At 57.6% G+C, this 16,131-nt stretch carries 22 protein-coding genes; 15 read left to right on the forward strand and 7 right to left on the reverse strand.

Annotated elements, in window-relative coordinates:
• Positions 1–35: 35 nt before the first annotated feature.
• Positions 36–812 carry an SDR family oxidoreductase gene (locus VB780_RS07160; protein WP_323350448.1) on the forward strand — a complete coding sequence of 259 codons (777 nt, stop codon included), beginning with the start codon at positions 36–38 and terminating at the stop codon, positions 810–812.
• Positions 813–838: 26 nt separating this feature from the next.
• Here VB780_RS07160 and VB780_RS07165 read toward each other — a convergent pair whose 3' ends face one another.
• Positions 839–1,069 carry a hypothetical protein gene (locus VB780_RS07165; RefSeq protein ID WP_323350449.1) on the reverse strand — a complete coding sequence of 77 codons (231 nt, stop codon included), beginning with the start codon at positions 1,067–1,069 and terminating at the stop codon, positions 839–841.
• Positions 1,070–1,256: 187 nt separating this feature from the next.
• Here VB780_RS07165 and recA point away from each other — a divergent pair, with 187 nt between their 5' ends.
• Positions 1,257–2,339 (forward strand): recombinase RecA, encoded by a 1,083-nt coding sequence (gene recA / locus VB780_RS07170; protein ID WP_323350450.1) that lies wholly within the window; start codon positions 1,257–1,259, stop codon positions 2,337–2,339.
• Positions 2,340–2,420: 81 nt separating this feature from the next.
• Here the strand turns inward: recA and VB780_RS07175 are convergent, their stop codons facing one another.
• The 3 genes from VB780_RS07175 to VB780_RS07185 all read right to left on the reverse strand — a co-directional run bounded on the left by VB780_RS07175 (position 2,421) and on the right by VB780_RS07185 (position 5,277).
• Complete coding sequence (locus VB780_RS07175) at positions 2,421–3,062, reverse strand: Uma2 family endonuclease (RefSeq protein WP_323350451.1); 642 nt, start codon at positions 3,060–3,062, stop codon at positions 2,421–2,423.
• Positions 3,063–3,322: 260 nt separating this feature from the next.
• Positions 3,323–4,594 carry a vWA domain-containing protein gene (locus tag VB780_RS07180; RefSeq protein ID WP_323350452.1) on the reverse strand — a complete coding sequence of 424 codons (1,272 nt, stop codon included), beginning with the start codon at positions 4,592–4,594 and terminating at the stop codon, positions 3,323–3,325.
• Positions 4,591–5,277, reverse strand: coding sequence for a MerR family transcriptional regulator (locus tag VB780_RS07185; protein WP_323350453.1), 687 nt, complete (start codon positions 5,275–5,277; stop codon positions 4,591–4,593). The genes VB780_RS07180 and VB780_RS07185 overlap by 4 nt, the downstream gene beginning before the upstream one ends.
• Before the next feature lie 70 nt (positions 5,278–5,347).
• On the opposite strand from VB780_RS07185, the gene VB780_RS07190 reads away from it, so the two are divergent.
• From VB780_RS07190 to VB780_RS07250, 13 genes are all read left to right on the forward strand, one after another.
• Positions 5,348–6,172 (forward strand): SDR family oxidoreductase, encoded by an 825-nt coding sequence (locus tag VB780_RS07190; RefSeq protein WP_323350454.1) that lies wholly within the window; start codon positions 5,348–5,350, stop codon positions 6,170–6,172.
• A gap of 478 nt (positions 6,173–6,650) precedes the next feature.
• Entirely contained in the window at positions 6,651–6,962 is a 312-nt protein-coding gene (locus VB780_RS07195; RefSeq protein ID WP_323350455.1) for a hypothetical protein, read from the forward strand.
• A gap of 159 nt (positions 6,963–7,121) precedes the next feature.
• Positions 7,122–7,340, forward strand: a complete 219-nt coding sequence (locus VB780_RS07200; protein WP_323350456.1) for a hypothetical protein — start codon at positions 7,122–7,124, stop codon at positions 7,338–7,340.
• 797 nt (positions 7,341–8,137) lie between these two features.
• On the forward strand, positions 8,138–8,893 hold the full coding sequence (locus VB780_RS07205; protein ID WP_323350457.1) for a hypothetical protein: 756 nt from the start codon (positions 8,138–8,140) through the stop codon (positions 8,891–8,893).
• The gene (locus VB780_RS07210; protein WP_323350458.1) at positions 8,880–9,704 is read left to right on the forward strand and encodes a hypothetical protein; all 825 of its coding nucleotides are present in this window, start codon (positions 8,880–8,882) and stop codon (positions 9,702–9,704) included. Before VB780_RS07205 ends, VB780_RS07210 begins: the two co-directional genes overlap by 14 nt.
• A 110-nt stretch (positions 9,705–9,814) precedes the next feature.
• Positions 9,815–10,369: a hypothetical protein gene (locus VB780_RS07215; protein ID WP_323350459.1), complete on the forward strand. Its 555-nt coding sequence runs from the start codon at positions 9,815–9,817 to the stop codon at positions 10,367–10,369.
• A complete protein-coding gene (locus tag VB780_RS07220; RefSeq protein ID WP_323350460.1) occupies positions 10,370–10,666 on the forward strand; it encodes a hypothetical protein in 297 nt (98 codons plus the stop codon). It abuts the gene before it with no gap.
• A complete protein-coding gene (locus VB780_RS07225) occupies positions 10,659–10,790 on the forward strand; it encodes a hypothetical protein (protein ID WP_323350461.1) in 132 nt (43 codons plus the stop codon). Before VB780_RS07220 ends, VB780_RS07225 begins: the two co-directional genes overlap by 8 nt.
• Positions 10,791–10,867: 77 nt before the next feature.
• Entirely contained in the window at positions 10,868–11,245 is a 378-nt protein-coding gene (locus VB780_RS07230; protein ID WP_323350462.1) for a hypothetical protein, read from the forward strand.
• 2 nt (positions 11,246–11,247) lie between these two features.
• A complete protein-coding gene (locus VB780_RS07235) occupies positions 11,248–12,255 on the forward strand; it encodes a hypothetical protein (RefSeq protein ID WP_323350463.1) in 1,008 nt (335 codons plus the stop codon).
• Positions 12,252–12,656 (forward strand): hypothetical protein, encoded by a 405-nt coding sequence (locus tag VB780_RS07240; RefSeq protein WP_323350464.1) that lies wholly within the window; start codon positions 12,252–12,254, stop codon positions 12,654–12,656. The genes VB780_RS07235 and VB780_RS07240 overlap by 4 nt, the downstream gene beginning before the upstream one ends.
• Positions 12,649–13,245, forward strand: coding sequence for an FHA domain-containing protein (locus VB780_RS07245; protein WP_323350465.1), 597 nt, complete (start codon positions 12,649–12,651; stop codon positions 13,243–13,245). Before VB780_RS07240 ends, VB780_RS07245 begins: the two co-directional genes overlap by 8 nt.
• A gap of 81 nt (positions 13,246–13,326) precedes the next feature.
• Positions 13,327–13,737, forward strand: coding sequence for a hypothetical protein (locus tag VB780_RS07250; protein WP_323350466.1), 411 nt, complete (start codon positions 13,327–13,329; stop codon positions 13,735–13,737).
• A 44-nt stretch (positions 13,738–13,781) separates the two neighbouring features.
• Here VB780_RS07250 and VB780_RS07255 read toward each other — a convergent pair whose 3' ends face one another.
• The 3 genes from VB780_RS07255 to VB780_RS07265 form a co-directional block, all read right to left on the reverse strand.
• Positions 13,782–13,997, reverse strand: coding sequence for a hypothetical protein (locus tag VB780_RS07255; protein ID WP_323350467.1), 216 nt, complete (start codon positions 13,995–13,997; stop codon positions 13,782–13,784).
• Positions 13,998–14,168: 171 nt separating this feature from the next.
• The gene (locus VB780_RS07260) at positions 14,169–15,650 is read right to left on the reverse strand and encodes a hypothetical protein (RefSeq protein ID WP_323350468.1); all 1,482 of its coding nucleotides are present in this window, start codon (positions 15,648–15,650) and stop codon (positions 14,169–14,171) included.
• A partial coding sequence (locus VB780_RS07265) for a hypothetical protein (protein WP_323350469.1) occupies positions 15,647–16,131 on the reverse strand: 485 nt, incomplete at its 5' end. The genes VB780_RS07260 and VB780_RS07265, both read right to left, overlap by 4 nt.

The raw sequence follows: 16,131 nt of genomic DNA on the forward strand, positions 1-16,131 counted from the left end.
CGCGCTCCATCACCCATCCGTAGAAGAACCATTCTATGACCACACCTCTCCACGTTTTAGTCACTGGTGCAACCGGGCGCACCGGGGCGATCGCCATTCAAAAGCTTCAGCAAAAGCCAGAGCAGTTTGTGGTCAAGGGCTTTGCCCGCTCTGAGGCAAAGGTGAAAGAGCAGTTTGGCACAACGGAGGGGTTTTACCTGGGGGATGTGAGCGATCGCGATCGCCTCCAAACCGCCCTAGCCGACTGCGATGCCCTAGTCATTCTCACCAGCGCCGTACCCCAAATGAAAGCTCCGCCAGAACCAGGGCAGCGGCCAGAGTTCACCTATCCCGAGGGGGGAACCCCCGAACAGGTTGACTACCACGGCCAAATCAACCAAATCGAAGCCGCCAAGGCCGCCGGAGTCAAGCATATTGTCCTAGTCGGTTCCATGGGCGGCACCAATGAGCAACACCCCCTCAACCGCATGGCCAACGGCAACATTTTGATCTGGAAGCGTAAGGCAGAAGCCTACCTGATCGACTCCGGCCTCGACTACACCATCATTCGGGCGGGCGGGCTGCAAGATCAGCCGGGGGGCCAGCGAGAGCTGATTTTCAGCAAAGACGATGCCCTGCTGGCCCATCCTCCCGAGGGCATTCCCACGTCCATTCCCCGGGCCGATGTAGCAGAGGTAGTGGTGCAAGCCTTGCTCCATCCCGCCGCCCGCAACAAGGCCTTTGACGTGATCTCCAAGCCAGAAGGTACGCCCGGAGCCGTCGTCACCACCGATTTTGCCGCTCTCTTTGCCCAAACCACCCCAGGGCTGTGAAACGGCTCCAGCATTCCGTTCAAATGCTATTCCGAAAGGCGGCAGCGGCTAAAGTCGATCTGCGGCCCCGTAGAACACTGCACCAGACTGCGCCCGGCAGCTAGGGCTGCGCCGCTGGTGGCATAGGTCTCGCCGTCGTTAAGGGTAGACAATTCGGGCGTAATCACCCAGCAGCAAAAGCCCGTCGCAGGCCGATAGGTGACAGCCACAACCCAATCGGTGAGGGCAATTAGAGTATTAAGCTGATCATTTGCCATGGGCTAACCCCCTCCACAGGTTTGGAAGGCTATTTTCAGGAATATCTGGTGCAATAAATTTGGATTCAGGAATCCTGGGCGAACCAGATAACTACCTATTGTGATTTAGGTCAATTGTACTATACTGGTTTTCTGAAGACAACTGTCCTGGGGTTCAGGGGTCTTGTCCTAAAGCATTGAGGCGACTATGGCGGCAAAGAAAGGCGGAAGCAAAGAGCAAAGCGAGAAGGAAAAAGCCCTGACGATGGTGCTGGGCCAAATTGAGCGCAACTTTGGCAAAGGCTCCATCATGCGCCTGGGCGATGCTGCCCGCATGAAGGTGGAGACGATTTCCACCGGCGCACTAACCCTCGACCTAGCCCTCGGTGGCGGCCTGCCCAAGGGACGCGTGATCGAAATTTATGGCCCTGAAAGCTCGGGTAAAACCACCGTAGCCCTGCACGTGCTGGCCGAAGTGCAAAAAACGGGTGGCGTCGCGGCCTTTGTCGATGCTGAGCATGCCCTCGACCCGATCTACGCCGCCGCCTTGGGAGTCAACGTTGAAGAACTGCTGGTATCCCAGCCCGATACGGGTGAAATGGGGCTTGAGGTGGTCGATCAGCTGGTGCGATCGTCCGCCATTGATGTGGTGGTTGTAGATTCCGTAGCCGCCCTCGTGCCCCGCGCTGAGATCGAAGGCGAAATGGGCGACGCCCACGTGGGTCTCCAGGCCCGACTGATGAGCCAAGCGCTAAGAAAGATCACCGGTAGCATTGGCAAGTCGCAATGTACAGTTATTTTCCTTAACCAGCTGCGGCAAAAAATTGGCATCTCCTACGGCAACCCCGAAGTCACCACCGGGGGGAACGCCCTTAAGTTCTATGCCTCGGTGCGCCTCGACATTCGCCGCATTCAAACCCTGAAAAAAGGCACCGAAGAGTACGGCATTCGCGCCAAGGTCAAGGTCGCCAAAAACAAGGTGGCCCCACCCTTCCGCATCGGCGAATTTGATATTCTCTTTGGCCAGGGCATCTCCACTATGGGCTGTCTGGTTGATCTGGCCGAGCAGCACGGCGTGATCGTCCGCAAGGGGGCGTGGTACAGCTACGAAGGCGACAACATCGGTCAGGGGCGCGAGAACACGATTCAGCGCCTGCAAGAGGATGCTGAGTTTGCCGCCAAGGTCGAAGCCCAGGTGAGAGAAAAGCTCGAAATCGGCGGCGCGGTGGCCGACGTTGCAGATGTGGAGATCGAGGTCGAAGACGAAACCTACCTGGACGAGGACGAATAAACCCAGGATCATACCCAGGCAATACATGCAAAAGCCCAGATTCTCAATGTTGACGATCTGGGCTTTTACCGTACGCTCGGCTTAGGCTAGAGCCTCCATCAGCCAGCGCATAAGGGTGGTGTCGTCTTCGGTCTGCGATCGCCCCACCGCTTCTTCAACCAACGACAATTCTAGCCCCGGCAACACTGCAGACACCCAGATCTGTCGGCTGCCACCCTCGGCCACAGCGAAGGCCAGCACCTGCTGCTCAGCCACGTTCACCACCCAGTATTCGCCTACACCTAGCCGTTCGTAGAGCAGTCGCTTGGCCCCCAAGTCGTCTTTGAAAGAGCTGCCGCCAATCTCGATCGCCAGCGTCGGCGGGCCAAAGACGTTGATATCAATCGGTGAATTGTCTTGGGGTGGTAGCCGAAAGTTTGGCCCAATGTAGAAGGCGACATCTGGCTGGCAGCCCCGCTCTCCAGTTTTGTGGAAGCTGCCGTTGGTAAACTCGGTGCACCGCAGCGATCGCACCATGGCAAAAAGACTAACCACCTTGGAAACCACGCTATTTTGCCGTGCATGTCCGCCACCTAAAGGAGCCCTCTCAATCCTCATGTAGCCGTTGTCGAAGTAGCCTCGGCTCTCGTCGTAGGGGGCGGTGTCTAGGGTGGCGACGAAGTCGTCCCAAGTGGCCTTGACCCAGGTGTCGGTCTGTAGGGCAGTGGGCGTGGAGGGTGCCATTACAGAATTCTCTTGGTGCAGAGTGGCTAGTGTCGTTGATCTTAACCGATGCCGTGGCGGTGCCTTGAACCACCACCGCCCTACTCTTTCGGCAAAAACTTCACAAGAGCTTTCACCACTTCGTCGGGGCCAAATTGAAAAGGGCGATCGCTGTTGGGAGCGCTGAGAAAGTCTGTCCACTTTCTTGAGTCAAGATCACCCGGTTGTAGGCCTGCGATAGTTATATCCAGGCCGATACAACCGTATAACGCCGTCGCCTATTAAGAATCCATGGAGCGCCGGGGCTTAGACTTGCCCGTGCGCGACAGGTTGAAGGACTGCGAAAATGCCTTTTTGCGGGCGCTGGTCACATTGCCACTCTGATAGTCAGCTTCTAAATCTTCCAGAATGGATTGCTCTTCTAGCAGCGCCTCACTGGGTGCCATCGCGGCCATCTCCATCCGGGCATTGGCTAGGGACATACCAGCAGCAGCATAGTCGCCTCGGTCTGAGTACATGACCGCTTCGCGACGGGCACGGGCCGCCATGAGCAACGCCACCTGCTCTTGCACAGCTGGGTTGGCAGGGAAATCGCTGAACTGCGCGGAACTCACTAGGGGCAGCTCCAGCCCGGCCCGCAGCACCTGACGACCAGGCTGTTCCGCGTCATCCCAGGCCAGGCGCACTTGCATGAGTTCGCCGCTCTGGCTCAGGGCGGGCACCTGCAAACGCACCACCACCTGAATGGGCGACCCCACCATCAGGTTAGGCAGTTTGTAGCGCCGGGTGTCAGTCTGCTCAAAGTCATTCAGCACATCCATAACGGTGACACCTTGGCCCGGCTTAACGCCCAGGCTAACCCGCTGACCCAGGGTAGCCGCTAGCCCCGACAGCTCGGTTTCAAAAATCGTTGGCAATTGCTCAGCAGACTCGATGTGGAAAAAGTTGCCGTCACCGCTGCGGGCCATCGCCGCGAGCAGGTCTTCGCTGTAATCATCGCCAATGCCCAGGGTGGTAGTGCTGACACCGCGCTGGGCCAGGCCGTGGACATCGCTGGCGATCGCATCCGGTCTAGTCTCCCCCACATTGGCCAGCCCGTCGGAGAGCACAATCACCCGGTTGAGTTGGGCGGGGTTGAGGTACTGGCTCACCTGCACCCCACCCTCGACCCAGCCCGCGTGGAGGGCCGTGGAGCCCCGCGAATGGAGGTGGCTAAGCTTCTCTAACAAGGTATTTTTGTCGGTGGCCAAGGTGCTGGGCACCAGGGCTTCGATGCGGTCATCGAAGAGGACGATGCTGATGCGATCGCACGGCAGCAAGTTCTCCACCGCAAAGCGGGCGGCTTCGCGGGCGTAGTGCATCTTTTGCCCCTGCATGGAGCCCGAACGATCAATCGCCAGGCTGAGGTTGAGCGGCACGCGATCGGCCTTAAGGGTGACGGCGGGGGGCGTGATTCGCACCAGCACATCGAGGGTCATGGGCTGCTGGGTGACAATCGCCCCGTGAAGCGGGATCAGTTCGACGGTGGGAAGAGCGGGTTTGGCTTGGGTCATGGTGGCCTCTGGGTGGATTTAAGGTGGGCGAGATGGTCGGCAATCAGTTGGAGTAGACTATTCCGCTCGTGGGCGGTGGCAGGAGCTGCAAAGTCTTGGCGGATATGGAGTTCTAAACCGTCGAGAATCTCCAGACGAGTCCAGGTTTCGGGTGGTGAGTCGGGGGCTGGGGCAGGCAGACTAGACGCCGCGGAATGAGCCTGCATCGCTGGACTGGCAGAACGCTTGGGCGAGCGGTCTGATGGTGAGGATTCCCGGCGTTGGCCTTTGGCCGGGCCTTGCCCATCGCGAATTTGAGACAAAAACGCCAGCGCCGGGTTTGCCGCCTCCACCGTCAGCTGCACACCGCCTTGCAGAATGTCTTCTAGCGCTGTGTCAGCCTGGCCGCCAATTAGGCTGCCGATGGAGCTAGCGCTGTAGCCTTCCGCCAGCAGACGACGCAGCACCAACAATTGCAGTAGATGCCGGTAGGTGTACCGAGCTTCGCGCCCCTGCTTGAGGGGCTTGTCTAACCACCCCTGAGTGGTGTAGTAACGCACCAGCCGAGGGTTCACCGGTTCTTGCCCGCGATTTCCAGAACTCTGGTCGGGCAAAAACTGGGGTAACAGGTCGTTGGTCACCTCAACGAAGCGATCTAAGACCATCTCGGGCTGCTGCTGGGCAATCTGTTGCAACATGCTCATAGGCCTATGATAGACACTTGCAAATTAAACTGTCAATGACGTATTTTGTTGTTACTTTCTTGTGCTGGCTATGGTATCTCCTGTCGTTCTGATTACCGGCTGTTCGTCGGGCATCGGTAAAGCTCTCTGCCAGTCGTTTCATCAGCGGGGCTGTCGAGTGGTCGCAACGGCCAGACGGCTAGAGGCCATAGATGACCTGAAGGCTTACACCGTCATGACCTTACTCCTGGACGTGACGGACTCGGTAGGCATCCAGCAAGTTATTGAAACCGTACTGGCCCAGGAAGGGCGCATCGACCTGTTGGTCAACAATGCGGGCTTTGGGCAGTTTGGCCCGCTGATGGATCTCAGCCCAGCCCAGCTCCATGCCCAGTTTCAAACCAATGTATTGGCTCCCCTTGAAGTGGCGCAGAAAGTGGCCCCGGTGATGAAGCGGCAGCGATCCGGCGTCATCGTCAACATCGGCAGCATTTCAGGCGTGGTGACGACGCCCTTTGCCGGGGCTTACTGTGCGTCGAAGGCGGCGTTGCACAGTCTGTCCGAAGCACTGCGGATGGAGCTAGCCCCCTTTGGCATTCAGGTGATCACGGTGCAGCCGGGCGCGATTCAGTCGAACTTCGGCCAGGCCGCAGAACAGGGGTTAGCGGGGGTGCTGTCGCCAGAATCGTGGTATGCACCGCTGGAGTCCAAGATTCGGGCCAGGGCGTTGCTCTCTCAGGCACGGGGCACGCCAGCGGATGAGTTTGCGGAACAGCTCGTTGCGGCGATAATGAGACCGCAGCCGCCAATGCTCATCCGGTTGGGAAAAAAGAGCGGATGGTTGCCATTGCTTAAGCAGCTGTTGCCGCCCAGGCTGATGGAGTTTTTGCTCAAACGACAGTTTGGGCTTACGTAGAGCCGGTGATCAGCGAATATATGCCTTAGTGAAATGCAGAACCCTTCAGGGGAAGAGGGCGATCGCTCCTCCATCCACGTCTGTTTTCGAGGTCAAGCAATCCGCTCAATTTGGCATTCAAAGCCTTCGTTGTTAACTCTTAGGGATGTTCACTTTGTCGAGATAAGGTGAGTCCAAACATGCCCCAAGCAGAAACAGCAAGGGGCATACCGAAGTGCTGAACTCGCCGTCAGTCAGAGCCTCTAGAGGCTGAATCTAGCGGTTTACCGTTAAAGGCGACACCCGGATTCGAACCGGGGTTGGAGGTTTTGCAGACCTCTGCGTTAGATGGCGAAACCACTGGTAAACATAGGCTCTACTGACGGGTTTGCAATCCTTGCTTAATTTTAAGGCTATTTTTGCTTGGTTGTCCCTAATGGTTTAGGGCAGAATTGGGATGAGAATTTGGCCCTTTCTGGCACTGGTAAAACGAGGAAATATGACCGCAATTGACTTCCGACGCGTTGCAGATGGCGGGGATATTCCCGACGATCTACCGTCCACTTTAGAAGCAGCTTTATTCTTTTTTGGCGGGAAGTACAACCAGATTTATGGTTCTGCTACCTACTCAGAATTGCAGGCATCGGCTGTCGATAATGGTCAGCGCACAATAGGGTCTGCTGATGTGGTTCAGACTCCAGCGGGGACTAGGGCCATTATTCGGGCGTCTATGCCCATAGCCACAAATTGGGCCGAAGAAGGCCCCGCCTATACCAGTATTCAGCCCCAATCTGCGGCGCTCCTGCCCTAATGGTTTATGCAACCGCTGGCGGGGAAGCCGTTCTTAGGTCTCTCCCTGCCGATGCCGCGATCCGAAACTTGCCGGTTGCCCCTAGGCCGCCCCTGCCAACCGCTCCTATTCCCCGTGTTCCTCTCCCCCCTGTAGGCGGCGGCGCGGCAGCAGCAGGCGGTGGGGTTGCAGGTGGAGCTGCGACGGCGAGTAGTGCAGCTGCTACCGCTGGCGCAATTGCTGCCGGAGTGCTGGCCTTCGGTTTTGGCTTTGCTGTGGGAGATGCGATCGCCGGTAGCTTGGGCATTGAATATCCGGGTGGCAAAAATGCCCTTCAATATTTTTTTGGTGCTAAAGACCCTGGTATCGGCGCTACTGGGGCCGTTAGCGCTCCTTTGACTGCTGACTTTGAAGGGGCCGTACCATTTACGGGTGGCCAGAGTTCAGGGATCTGCTATGTCGTAACTGCCTCAAATGGTCAAGGCAGCACAGCTACATTTAGAACCAGAGGGCCGATAGGCGGGGTCAGAAGCGTAACCATTCCAGGCGGGGGCAGACTTGAAGTTAATTCCCGTTCATTCCCCAGTCCTGGAACAGGCTCAAGCTGTACGGCGTTAGCTGGCGCTGGATGGTATCCCACTGGCTTTGGTGGTTCTGCTTGGAACGCTGACAAAACAGCATCGATCACGAGCATCGTTAGAGTAGACGGTCAACCCGACACAGGGGGCGATCCGCCTGGAACAACCGAACCTGGCCCCTTAAACAGGCGCGTTGGGGCTCCCCTCATTGCCACGCCCACGGCTCCGGCTGCCCCTCCGGCTCCGACGATCGCACCCACACCACCCACCGCTCCAGCGACTCCCGGTGACCCGGTTAACCCTCCCGAAGACAAGCAAAACCCTGCACTGCCCGGCTGGCTGTATAACCTGCCCTATGCCATGCCAGCGGTAGCCCCCGCCGCTGGGTTGTCAGGCTCTCCCGCAAAGGGGCCTAACACCACACCGCTAAACAATCCTCAACCTAGTAATGCTGGTGCTGGGGACACACCTCGCCCGCCAACTAAAACCGATAACTCATGCCGGTGCAACATTCCTCTGTTCAACAAACTTGATGCACTGGATAAAAAAATTGAGAGATCACTTGGCGGGGCCGCTGGTCTAGCTGCTGATGGAGGCATTTTTGCCTACCTGCAAAAAATGCAGGCCTTCGCAGAAAAAGCCTGGGAGATGAGCCGCATTCAAAAGGTGCTCAATGCCATGACGCTGATCACCGTGCTCCACAACGCCAGCATGGTGAGCCGCGACGTGGGCGAAACCCTGGGCTATGCCCTGGCGCAGGGTCTCGACGTGCTGGGCATCGAAGATGAGGAAGGCAACGCCCTCGACGTGAACGGCTGGTTTGGCACCCAGGCCAATAACTTCTTTAAGAACATCTTTGGAGAAGAGCGGTGGCACGGCCTGAACGAAACCTGGAACAAAGCTAACCGCATCATCAGCAGCGCCACCATGATCGTCTGGACGCTGCGGAGCATCCACGACGGCACTCAGGAAGTGCTGGAGTGGACGGCCGAGAACACCGGCAAAATCGGCAACGCCCTGAAGAAATGGGGCGTAGTGGGCGAGCGAGCCTACCCGTGGATGGCCGAACGGGTGAAAGCCCAAGACGCCTACCGCCGCAAGTTTTCACGCATTCTTGACGGGCTAGAGGCGGCAGAAAACACCGCCAGCAGCTACGCCATGGTGACGAGTGAAGTAAAAGAGATTCAGGACGAAATAGGCGAGCTGGGAGAGCAGCGGGAAAACTTCACCAACGCCGTGCGCGACATGGTGCCCGAGAGCTACCCCGATAACAGCCAATTTTTAGCCCCCAACGAAGAGGCCGGAGAGAATGCCCGCGCTGGCCCAGCCGTAGCAGCCACCGATATGGAGCCAGGAACCAATGGCACTCCCTGATAATTTCTCTGAAGCAGAGCATCTGCAAGACTTGTTCAGGCGCTACGCCAATCGCCAGGTTAGAGACTTCTTTGCCGACCTGGGGGGCGAGGATTGGTCGCCAGACATCAGTACCACGCGGGGAAGCCTGCGCCATGGGGCCACCCACAAAGATGATGACTCGCTACCCATGACCCTGCTGCGGTGGGAGCTGTTTAACTACGTGCGGCGGCTGAAATTTGACGTACCGATGATCGGCATCCCGGTTACAACGTTCAATTCTGAACGCAGATATAAACCGCAAATAATACTCTATTTTCAAGAAGACTTTGGAGATATTGAACCGAGCTACCATCCAGTGACGGGACGAATATCTTTTCGATTAATGGGCTATGAAACCGACACTATAACCCCCACAGTTGCCCAAACATTTGCCAGCCGAATTAGGACAAACTTTCAGAACGGCGGCGGCTACGTCTGGCGCAAAGGTCGCACAATGTGTACTTATAACGATTGGGATAAAGGCTATTCGCTACAGGTTTTATCGCGTTCTGAAGCCAACGGTAGAGAAGTTATCGATAGAGTTTTGGACATTCAAAACCATACGATAGACCTCGCTAAAATGAGCGTCAATGAAAACCAATCAGAAGCCGCAGCATTCCCCGTTATTCCACCCAATGACTTTATCTATGGGGAGTCTCGCCGCACGCCCCGACGCCGCCCATTGGCAGATGTCCGGTTCCAATACGCCACGCTCCACATAGACAGCATGGCTAACGCCATCCCGCTGGTGGATCGGACGGGGCTCTACCCATCGGCACTGGTAAGCTAACGACTGCCTTCTATCAATCCATATTTTGCAGAACCCTTAAGGGTTCCGCAGGAAATATATCAGGATCGGCTGGGGCACTATGAAGGCGTAGTGTACCGAGGCGAGCCATCATGGGCCGACGATTTTCAAGGATCAAAGAAGGGCAGAAGCTGGCCGACGCCTGGACAGCATACGTAAATTATTGGAACACGGCATCTACCCGGCCCAGCCGTATTGGGCAAGGTACACCGCGACAGCTAGACGCCATGTGCTTTATTCAACCCTTCACGATCAGCGTCAATGTTGGGGAAGTTGTCTCAGCAAAGGCTTATAACGACAGCTATACCACACTGGCAACGTACATCAATGCCAGCAGTGTGGCTGAGGTCAGCAACAATATAGGCGCTAGTACCATGATCAATATTCCCAAATTTCGCCCCGCCCGTGTGCGCTGGCAACGTGCTGTAAACCGCGCCATTTCTACTCCTACCTCAAAATTTACTCAGCAAGAGTATTTGAAGTATGAAAACGTAGACAGCTTTAGCTGCCCCTTTGGCGCGACCGCTGACACCGACGACATGATCGACAGCTTCTTAGACGTGAAAGCGCGAGTCTTAGCCGTGACGGGCTTTGAGGTTAGCCGGGTTTCGTTGACTCGTGAACAGGTGGGAATTGAGGCGGCCTAGATGATTGATGCCTACGATCCGCTTCGCCCGTGGTTTGTTTCGAATCCTGACTATAACCGGGAGGACGAGCGCCGCGCCGTTGAGGCCATGCTGCTTATAGACGACTTGACCCAGCAGGCCATGACTGGCCAGGCCGACATAGACACCCTCTTCGACTGTTTGGCCGAACAAGAGATCGACCCATTGCAATGGGCTGACGATGCCGTGGCGGGCATGGAGCGGATCGTAGACGCGGGCATTGTGTTTGTTTCAGACGAAACTGGTTTGTTTTTACCCCAAGGAATCCGCCATGTATGAGCCCACTTACGAAGATTTGAAAGCCCGCTTTAATGCCAAGCCATATCGCCGCCCCAAGGCGAACAAAGAGACTAAGCCAGCGGCCAAAACTACGGCTAAGACTGCCCCCAAATCGGCTGAGTAATGGCCTGGAGAAGCCTGGGGACTTTAACGCCCAACCTCATAGATTGGGAGACGCTGAACATTCCCGTGAGGGGTGAGGTGTTTCGTGTCTCCCAGGATTGGGTGGGGACATGGCCAGGCACGGGGTTTATCTCCCTGAGGCTGGTTTATTTGAATGGGGCATTGGGAAAAGAAGCGGCCTTAGAATATCGCCGCATCTATCCTTTTCGAGACGACCGCATTCATTTGTTTCCCTTCGATGAGAAGCTGCGCCAGTCGGGCTATACGATTCGCTATTTTCAGGCCAAGCTAGGCCACCGAGCGCGCCCCTATGCCGTGGCCAACTGGCAAATAAGCATTGACCAGTTTTGGGATCGTGTCTCAAGGCCTGAAATGCAGCTGGATTCTGAGCTGACGACGATCGACAGCGACGAGCTAACGATGGACATCACCGACACCTTCGACATTGAGGAGTGACCGTGGCCTTGCAGCTGATTAATGTAGGCACCACATCCAACGACGGCACCGGCGACACCCTGCGCACGGCGGGGCAGAAGATGAATGCCAATGCGTCTGAGCTGTTTGGCCTGGTGGCTGACACTCAAACGGCGCTGGATACCAAGCTAGAGGCAGAGGCACTCACCGACCTCACGGCGAGCGACGCGGCCCAGGACAGTGCGATCGCCGCCCTCATCCTGAACGACGAGGCTCAAGACACATTAATTACTGGGCTGGTCAACGATGCCGTGGGCCTGAGTGGTGAGATCGCAACCTTGTCCGCCAGCACCGCCGCCGCCCTAGCTACCAAGCTTGAAGCTGCCGCGATCGCCGACTTTGAGCCCACGGCAGCGCTCAACGCCCGCGACACGGCCAACCGCGCCAGGGCTAACCACACCGGCACTCAACCGGCGAATACTGTCTCTGGGCTGGCCACAGTGGCCACCAGCGGAGCCTACAGCGACCTCTCAGGCCCGCCCGCCATTCCCTATGGCTTTACCTATGACCAGCAGGTAGAGCCTGCTGGTCCAGCCACTGGGGCGACCTGGCGGGAGCGCAGCGCCGGGGGCTTGATTCTTGGGGAGTGGGAATGGCTTGCCGATTTTGCTGAGTGGGTTGCTATTGGTAGCTACGACATCATGGGCCTGAGCCTGGCGGGCTCAGGAGCAAACAGTTTCACAGTTAAAAATTTCCAGAGTAAAAAGAGGCTGATCCAAACAGTTTCGCTCTTAGTTCAAACCACGTCTGGCACCTTTGACGGCTCTAATTTTCAAACCTTCACCCCGCTTTATCAGGTCAATTTTAGTACCACAGTCCTCACGGCTTCGGCGGCTGCACTGGTGGTCAATGCCCCCGGCACCTTCACCAAAACGACAGCGATTAATAGCATTTACACGTTTGACACCGTTCGCATCTTTCGAGGTGTGACGGGCGCTGCCGGGGCCTCAAGCAGTGCAATGACAACCAAAGTGAGGGACGTAAGGCAATGATTAAAATAACGTTGCCAAGCGGGGTTGAGCACCTACTCGACGGCACTATTGAGGCCTACACTAGCAGCCCCAACACCCGCGCCGCGCTCCAGGCCGCCTACGATGCGGGCCACTGGGAAGATTTCACCTCGCCCGAGCCAGAGCCGGAGCCAGCCCCGCCTAACTGGTCAGACTTTCGCCTAACGCTGATGGTTGATACCGGCTTCAGGGACTGGGCCGCGACTCTGCCTGCCGACTGGCGAGAGGATCTAAAGCTGGCGGCGATCGCCACCAATGCCACCGCTCTCCAGGGCATCTACGACCATCTGGCGACCTACTCCCCACCGGCACCGGCGGCGGCGGCTGAATGGCAGGCGATCGCCGCTGCAAACAACATCCCCGTCGTGTTCTCTGATGACTGAGTCTGCTGTGCCAAAGCTGACGCTCTACTTTCCAGACGAGTTTGGGGACGTGCTTTGGCGCGGGGAGACCTTTGCCCTGGAGGCCCCCAAGGAGCGGGGCACGGTGGAGTGGTTGCTAGGGCGATCGCCTGCCTCTGACCTGACTATCACGATTCGCACGGTGAGCCGTAGGCACGCGGCGATCGCCTATAGCTATGCGGCCAACCGCTGGTCTATCAGCGACCTGGGCAGCGCCCTGGGAACCTACGTCAATGGGCAAAAGCTGGAAGAGAAGCCCCATGTGATTGGCATTGGCGACAAGTTCTACCTGGGCACGCCGGAGGCGCGCATTCATTGCGTGGAGGATGCCCAGGATACGATTAGCCCCGATGAGCAGGGGCCAGAGACGATCGCCAGCACTAGCCCCCTGGCGACAATGCCGCCGCCACCACCGCCACCACCACCGGCGCCGGCACCAGCGACCAATGCCGACAACATAAATTTTGCGTTGCAGTGGCTGGCCACGCCGACGACATGGTTGGGCGGAATCGTGCGGTTTGTGGTGGCGGCGCTGGTGGCCCTGGTGGTGGTGCTAGTTTTTGACAACTAGGCCAGATTGCAGAGTGGATAGTTTTGTACGTAATTGGCAGGCGGGGAAGGGAATGCTAAAGCAAGCGTATTAGGCGGTGCAATGGCTAAACAGAAGATTCATCCTATTTGGTGGTTGGTGGGCTTCTCATTATTTATAGGAGTAACGAACCATGCGATGAAAGATACGGCGCAGTCATCGCAGCCCACGAGCCCAGTCGACTATCAGGCAGAGGTGAGCAAGGCGATCGCTGAGATAACGGACATGGATGCCCACGGCGATATGCTTTACCAACCCAACTATGAAGCCGCCATATTCAAACTTGATGCTCAATGCCCTGAGAAGCTTTCAGAGGTGCTGAATCTTTCTTTTAGCGAAATCGAAGCCAGGGGAGAGGATGGGGTTCAATTTGCTTTGCTCAATGAGCTAGAAGATACGGTTTATATGATTGAGCAATCTGGGCAGCAACCTACGGCCTGTGCGGCGCTAATTGCTGAAAGCTCCTACGAATAAAACACCCCCGGCTACGGCTGGGGGTGTGGTGTGGTGAGTAGAGCTTAGCGCCTAATTCGTGCCCTCATCTCCTCAAAGTATGGGTCACGCGGGATGGGATTGGCGCGGTCGATGAAATGGACATCACCAGGCCAGCACACGGTAAAGTTGTCGTCTTCTCCAAAGTGCTCTAGGGCGGCGCAGTGGCGTAGGAAATCGTCGGTGATGGCGGTGGTGGCGGCTTGCCAAAGGGCTAACCGTTTGAAATGTTCTTCAGGCATTTTGGGTTCTCCTTTGTGAGGCGTCTGGTGGGGTGTCTGGTGGGTGTCTGGTGGGCGTCTGGTGGGGTGTCTGGCCAGACGGCACCAGACGGGGGCACCAGACGGGCCAGACGCCCATGTTTAAAGGGCCAGACGCCCACCAGACGTTTTTAGCGTCTGGTCAGAATAGAGTTAGGGGGGTAGGCTGTAGCGTGGGTTTTCCTCGTCCGTCTGGTGAAGCTCGCCCCGTCTGGTCATGCCCGCCAGAATGCGGGCGAAGAGGTCTTTATCGACGGACTTAAAAGCCCTTCTTTTTACCTTAATTTCGTGTGCCTTCATGGGCTCATCAGCCCCGGCCAGCACCTCAAAAATAATCCCCTCGATCGCCTCTAGATTTAGCTTCTCCTCGTCGTCTGGCTCGATGGCTGTGGTAGCAGGATTGGGGCGACTAATTGCGGCGGATTGTGATGGGCCTGGGCCTGGGTCACTGCTGCCAATCTCATCTATGCCTGGCAGCCAGCCGTCATCAATAATCAGCTCATCAGGCACAGGCTGAGAGGCAATATCGAGGGCGTCTAACTGCGTTTCTGTGAGGTAGGGCAGCGGGAAGCAGCGCCATTCTCCTAGCAAGTTTGTGAGCACCAACGGGTGACGGTGGGACTTTAGCTGTCGGCGGGCGGTTTGGTATTCGGCTTCGATGCGATCGCGGTGTCTTTCGTTGACAAAACGATGGTTTCCGATCATGTTGTCAACGGCATCGAAACCGCCCAGTTTTGACCCCAGGCAGGCAAAGCGAAAGTTGGCGCGAATGCCGCCGCTAAATTTCAGGTTTTCGGCGTTGGGGGATTGGGAGATGATCACCAGCTGGCCACCACCCCCACGGGCGACGGCGGCCATCGCCTCTACGCTGATCTCTAATTCTTGGCCGTAGGGTTCAAATGCGCCTTTCCTTTTTTTTAGGCCGGTGCTGAATGTTAGGTACTCTTCAATCACCGTTACCATTTGCGGCCCTTCCCACTGGCGCTGGTCTACCCGCTGCTGGATGAGGTTGAGTACCTTGTGCAGGCGGTAGCAGACGGTGTGAGCGTTTTCTAAAGTGGGGCGAAAGTTGATGCGCATGACGTTGGGCTCGGGGACACCAGCCCAGGCGGCCCCTTTGCCTTCGACCACCTGCACTACGGTTTCGCGGCTGCGGCTCATGGCCCCTAGCAGCAGGTAGAGGAAGGAGCTTTTGCCGGTGTCGGTGGGGCTGAGCAGGGCCAGGTGTGTGCGCCAATCCTGGGCGGCCTGGCTGAGATATTCCCAGGCATCGACCATTTCGACGGGGGCGGCCTCGTCGATCGCATCGCCTGGCTGCACTTCGTCGGTGGTCTCGTGCCAGAGCAGCTGCTGTCGCCCGGCGTCGGTGACATCCTCGTAATCGAGCAGCACGCGGCCCGCTTTTACGCTGTCTTCGACGGCCAGGCGGCCCAGGGCGGCGATGGGCAGGGCGGCGGTGAGCAGCCCAGTACGCACCCAGTGCAGGCGGTTGTCGTGTTCTTCTGCGATCAGGGTGCTCCCCAGCAGCAGGGCCCAGGCGGTTAGGCCCAGGCCCCAGCTCAGAACACCCCGGCGCATGCGGATGGCCTGAAGCAGGGGATAGTCGGCGCGGTCGTAGTTGTAGCGGGTAGTCATAGCGCCCTCATCCAAAATCCGTTGGTGGCGATCGCCAGTGCACCGAGCACCATGGCCATACGGCACCAGCAGTCGGGGCGGTGGTTGGGCAGCGCCTCGCCCACCATGCCGATGGCCACCACCGGCGGCACCAGGGTGAGCAGCATGGCGGTGAGGCCCAGGTAGTAGGGCACTAGGCCTTCATACATGAGAGAGAAGGGCAGGCGAAACAGCACGGCCAGGGTGGTGACCCACAGGGCCGAATCGACCAGCAGGCCCCGGGCGGGGATGGCGATCGCATTGGCGGCCCGGTAAAGAGCCTCAGATTTGATGCTGTAGCGATTGCCGCCCAGGGCGACGGCAGACTTACCACCAAAGGCGGTGCGGGTAATGATCTCGGGGCGGTTGGGGTCGGTGTTTGTCATAACTACCAGCCCCCCCGCGACGGCTGGACGTACTGCACATCGGGGCGGGTGCTGCTGTCTACGATCGCGGCGATCAG

The organism is Leptolyngbya sp. CCNP1308 (genome assembly GCF_034932455.1).
In the GTDB taxonomy this organism is placed as follows: domain Bacteria; phylum Cyanobacteriota; class Cyanobacteriia; order Phormidesmidales; family Phormidesmidaceae; genus Nodosilinea.

Excerpts from the sequence above, each read along its gene's own strand:
- VB780_RS07160 (WP_323350448.1), top strand. The coding sequence starts at position 36 with ATGACCACACCTCTCCACGTTTTAGTCACTGGTGCAACCGGGCGCACC.
- VB780_RS07240 (WP_323350464.1), top strand. The coding sequence starts at position 12,252 with ATGATTAAAATAACGTTGCCAAGCGGGGTTGAGCACCTACTCGACGGC.
- VB780_RS07220 (WP_323350460.1), top strand. The coding sequence starts at position 10,370 with ATGATTGATGCCTACGATCCGCTTCGCCCGTGGTTTGTTTCGAATCCT.
- VB780_RS07245 (WP_323350465.1), top strand. The coding sequence starts at position 12,649 with ATGACTGAGTCTGCTGTGCCAAAGCTGACGCTCTACTTTCCAGACGAG.
- VB780_RS07250 (WP_323350466.1), top strand. The coding sequence starts at position 13,327 with ATGGCTAAACAGAAGATTCATCCTATTTGGTGGTTGGTGGGCTTCTCA.
- VB780_RS07225 (WP_323350461.1), top strand. The coding sequence starts at position 10,659 with ATGTATGAGCCCACTTACGAAGATTTGAAAGCCCGCTTTAATGCCAAG.
- VB780_RS07180 (WP_323350452.1), bottom strand. The coding sequence starts at position 4,594 with ATGACCCAAGCCAAACCCGCTCTTCCCACCGTCGAACTGATCCCGCTT.
- VB780_RS07165 (WP_323350449.1), bottom strand. The coding sequence starts at position 1,069 with ATGGCAAATGATCAGCTTAATACTCTAATTGCCCTCACCGATTGGGTT.
- VB780_RS07210 (WP_323350458.1), top strand. The coding sequence starts at position 8,880 with ATGGCACTCCCTGATAATTTCTCTGAAGCAGAGCATCTGCAAGACTTG.
- VB780_RS07175 (WP_323350451.1), bottom strand. The coding sequence starts at position 3,062 with ATGGCACCCTCCACGCCCACTGCCCTACAGACCGACACCTGGGTCAAG.
- VB780_RS07255 (WP_323350467.1), bottom strand. The coding sequence starts at position 13,997 with ATGCCTGAAGAACATTTCAAACGGTTAGCCCTTTGGCAAGCCGCCACC.
- VB780_RS07190 (WP_323350454.1), top strand. The coding sequence starts at position 5,348 with ATGGTATCTCCTGTCGTTCTGATTACCGGCTGTTCGTCGGGCATCGGT.
- VB780_RS07205 (WP_323350457.1), top strand. The coding sequence starts at position 8,138 with ATGCAGGCCTTCGCAGAAAAAGCCTGGGAGATGAGCCGCATTCAAAAG.
- VB780_RS07260 (WP_323350468.1), bottom strand. The coding sequence starts at position 15,650 with ATGACTACCCGCTACAACTACGACCGCGCCGACTATCCCCTGCTTCAG.
- VB780_RS07215 (WP_323350459.1), top strand. The coding sequence starts at position 9,815 with ATGGGCCGACGATTTTCAAGGATCAAAGAAGGGCAGAAGCTGGCCGAC.
- VB780_RS07195 (WP_323350455.1), top strand. The coding sequence starts at position 6,651 with ATGACCGCAATTGACTTCCGACGCGTTGCAGATGGCGGGGATATTCCC.
- VB780_RS07185 (WP_323350453.1), bottom strand. The coding sequence starts at position 5,277 with ATGAGCATGTTGCAACAGATTGCCCAGCAGCAGCCCGAGATGGTCTTA.
- recA (WP_323350450.1), top strand. The coding sequence starts at position 1,257 with ATGGCGGCAAAGAAAGGCGGAAGCAAAGAGCAAAGCGAGAAGGAAAAA.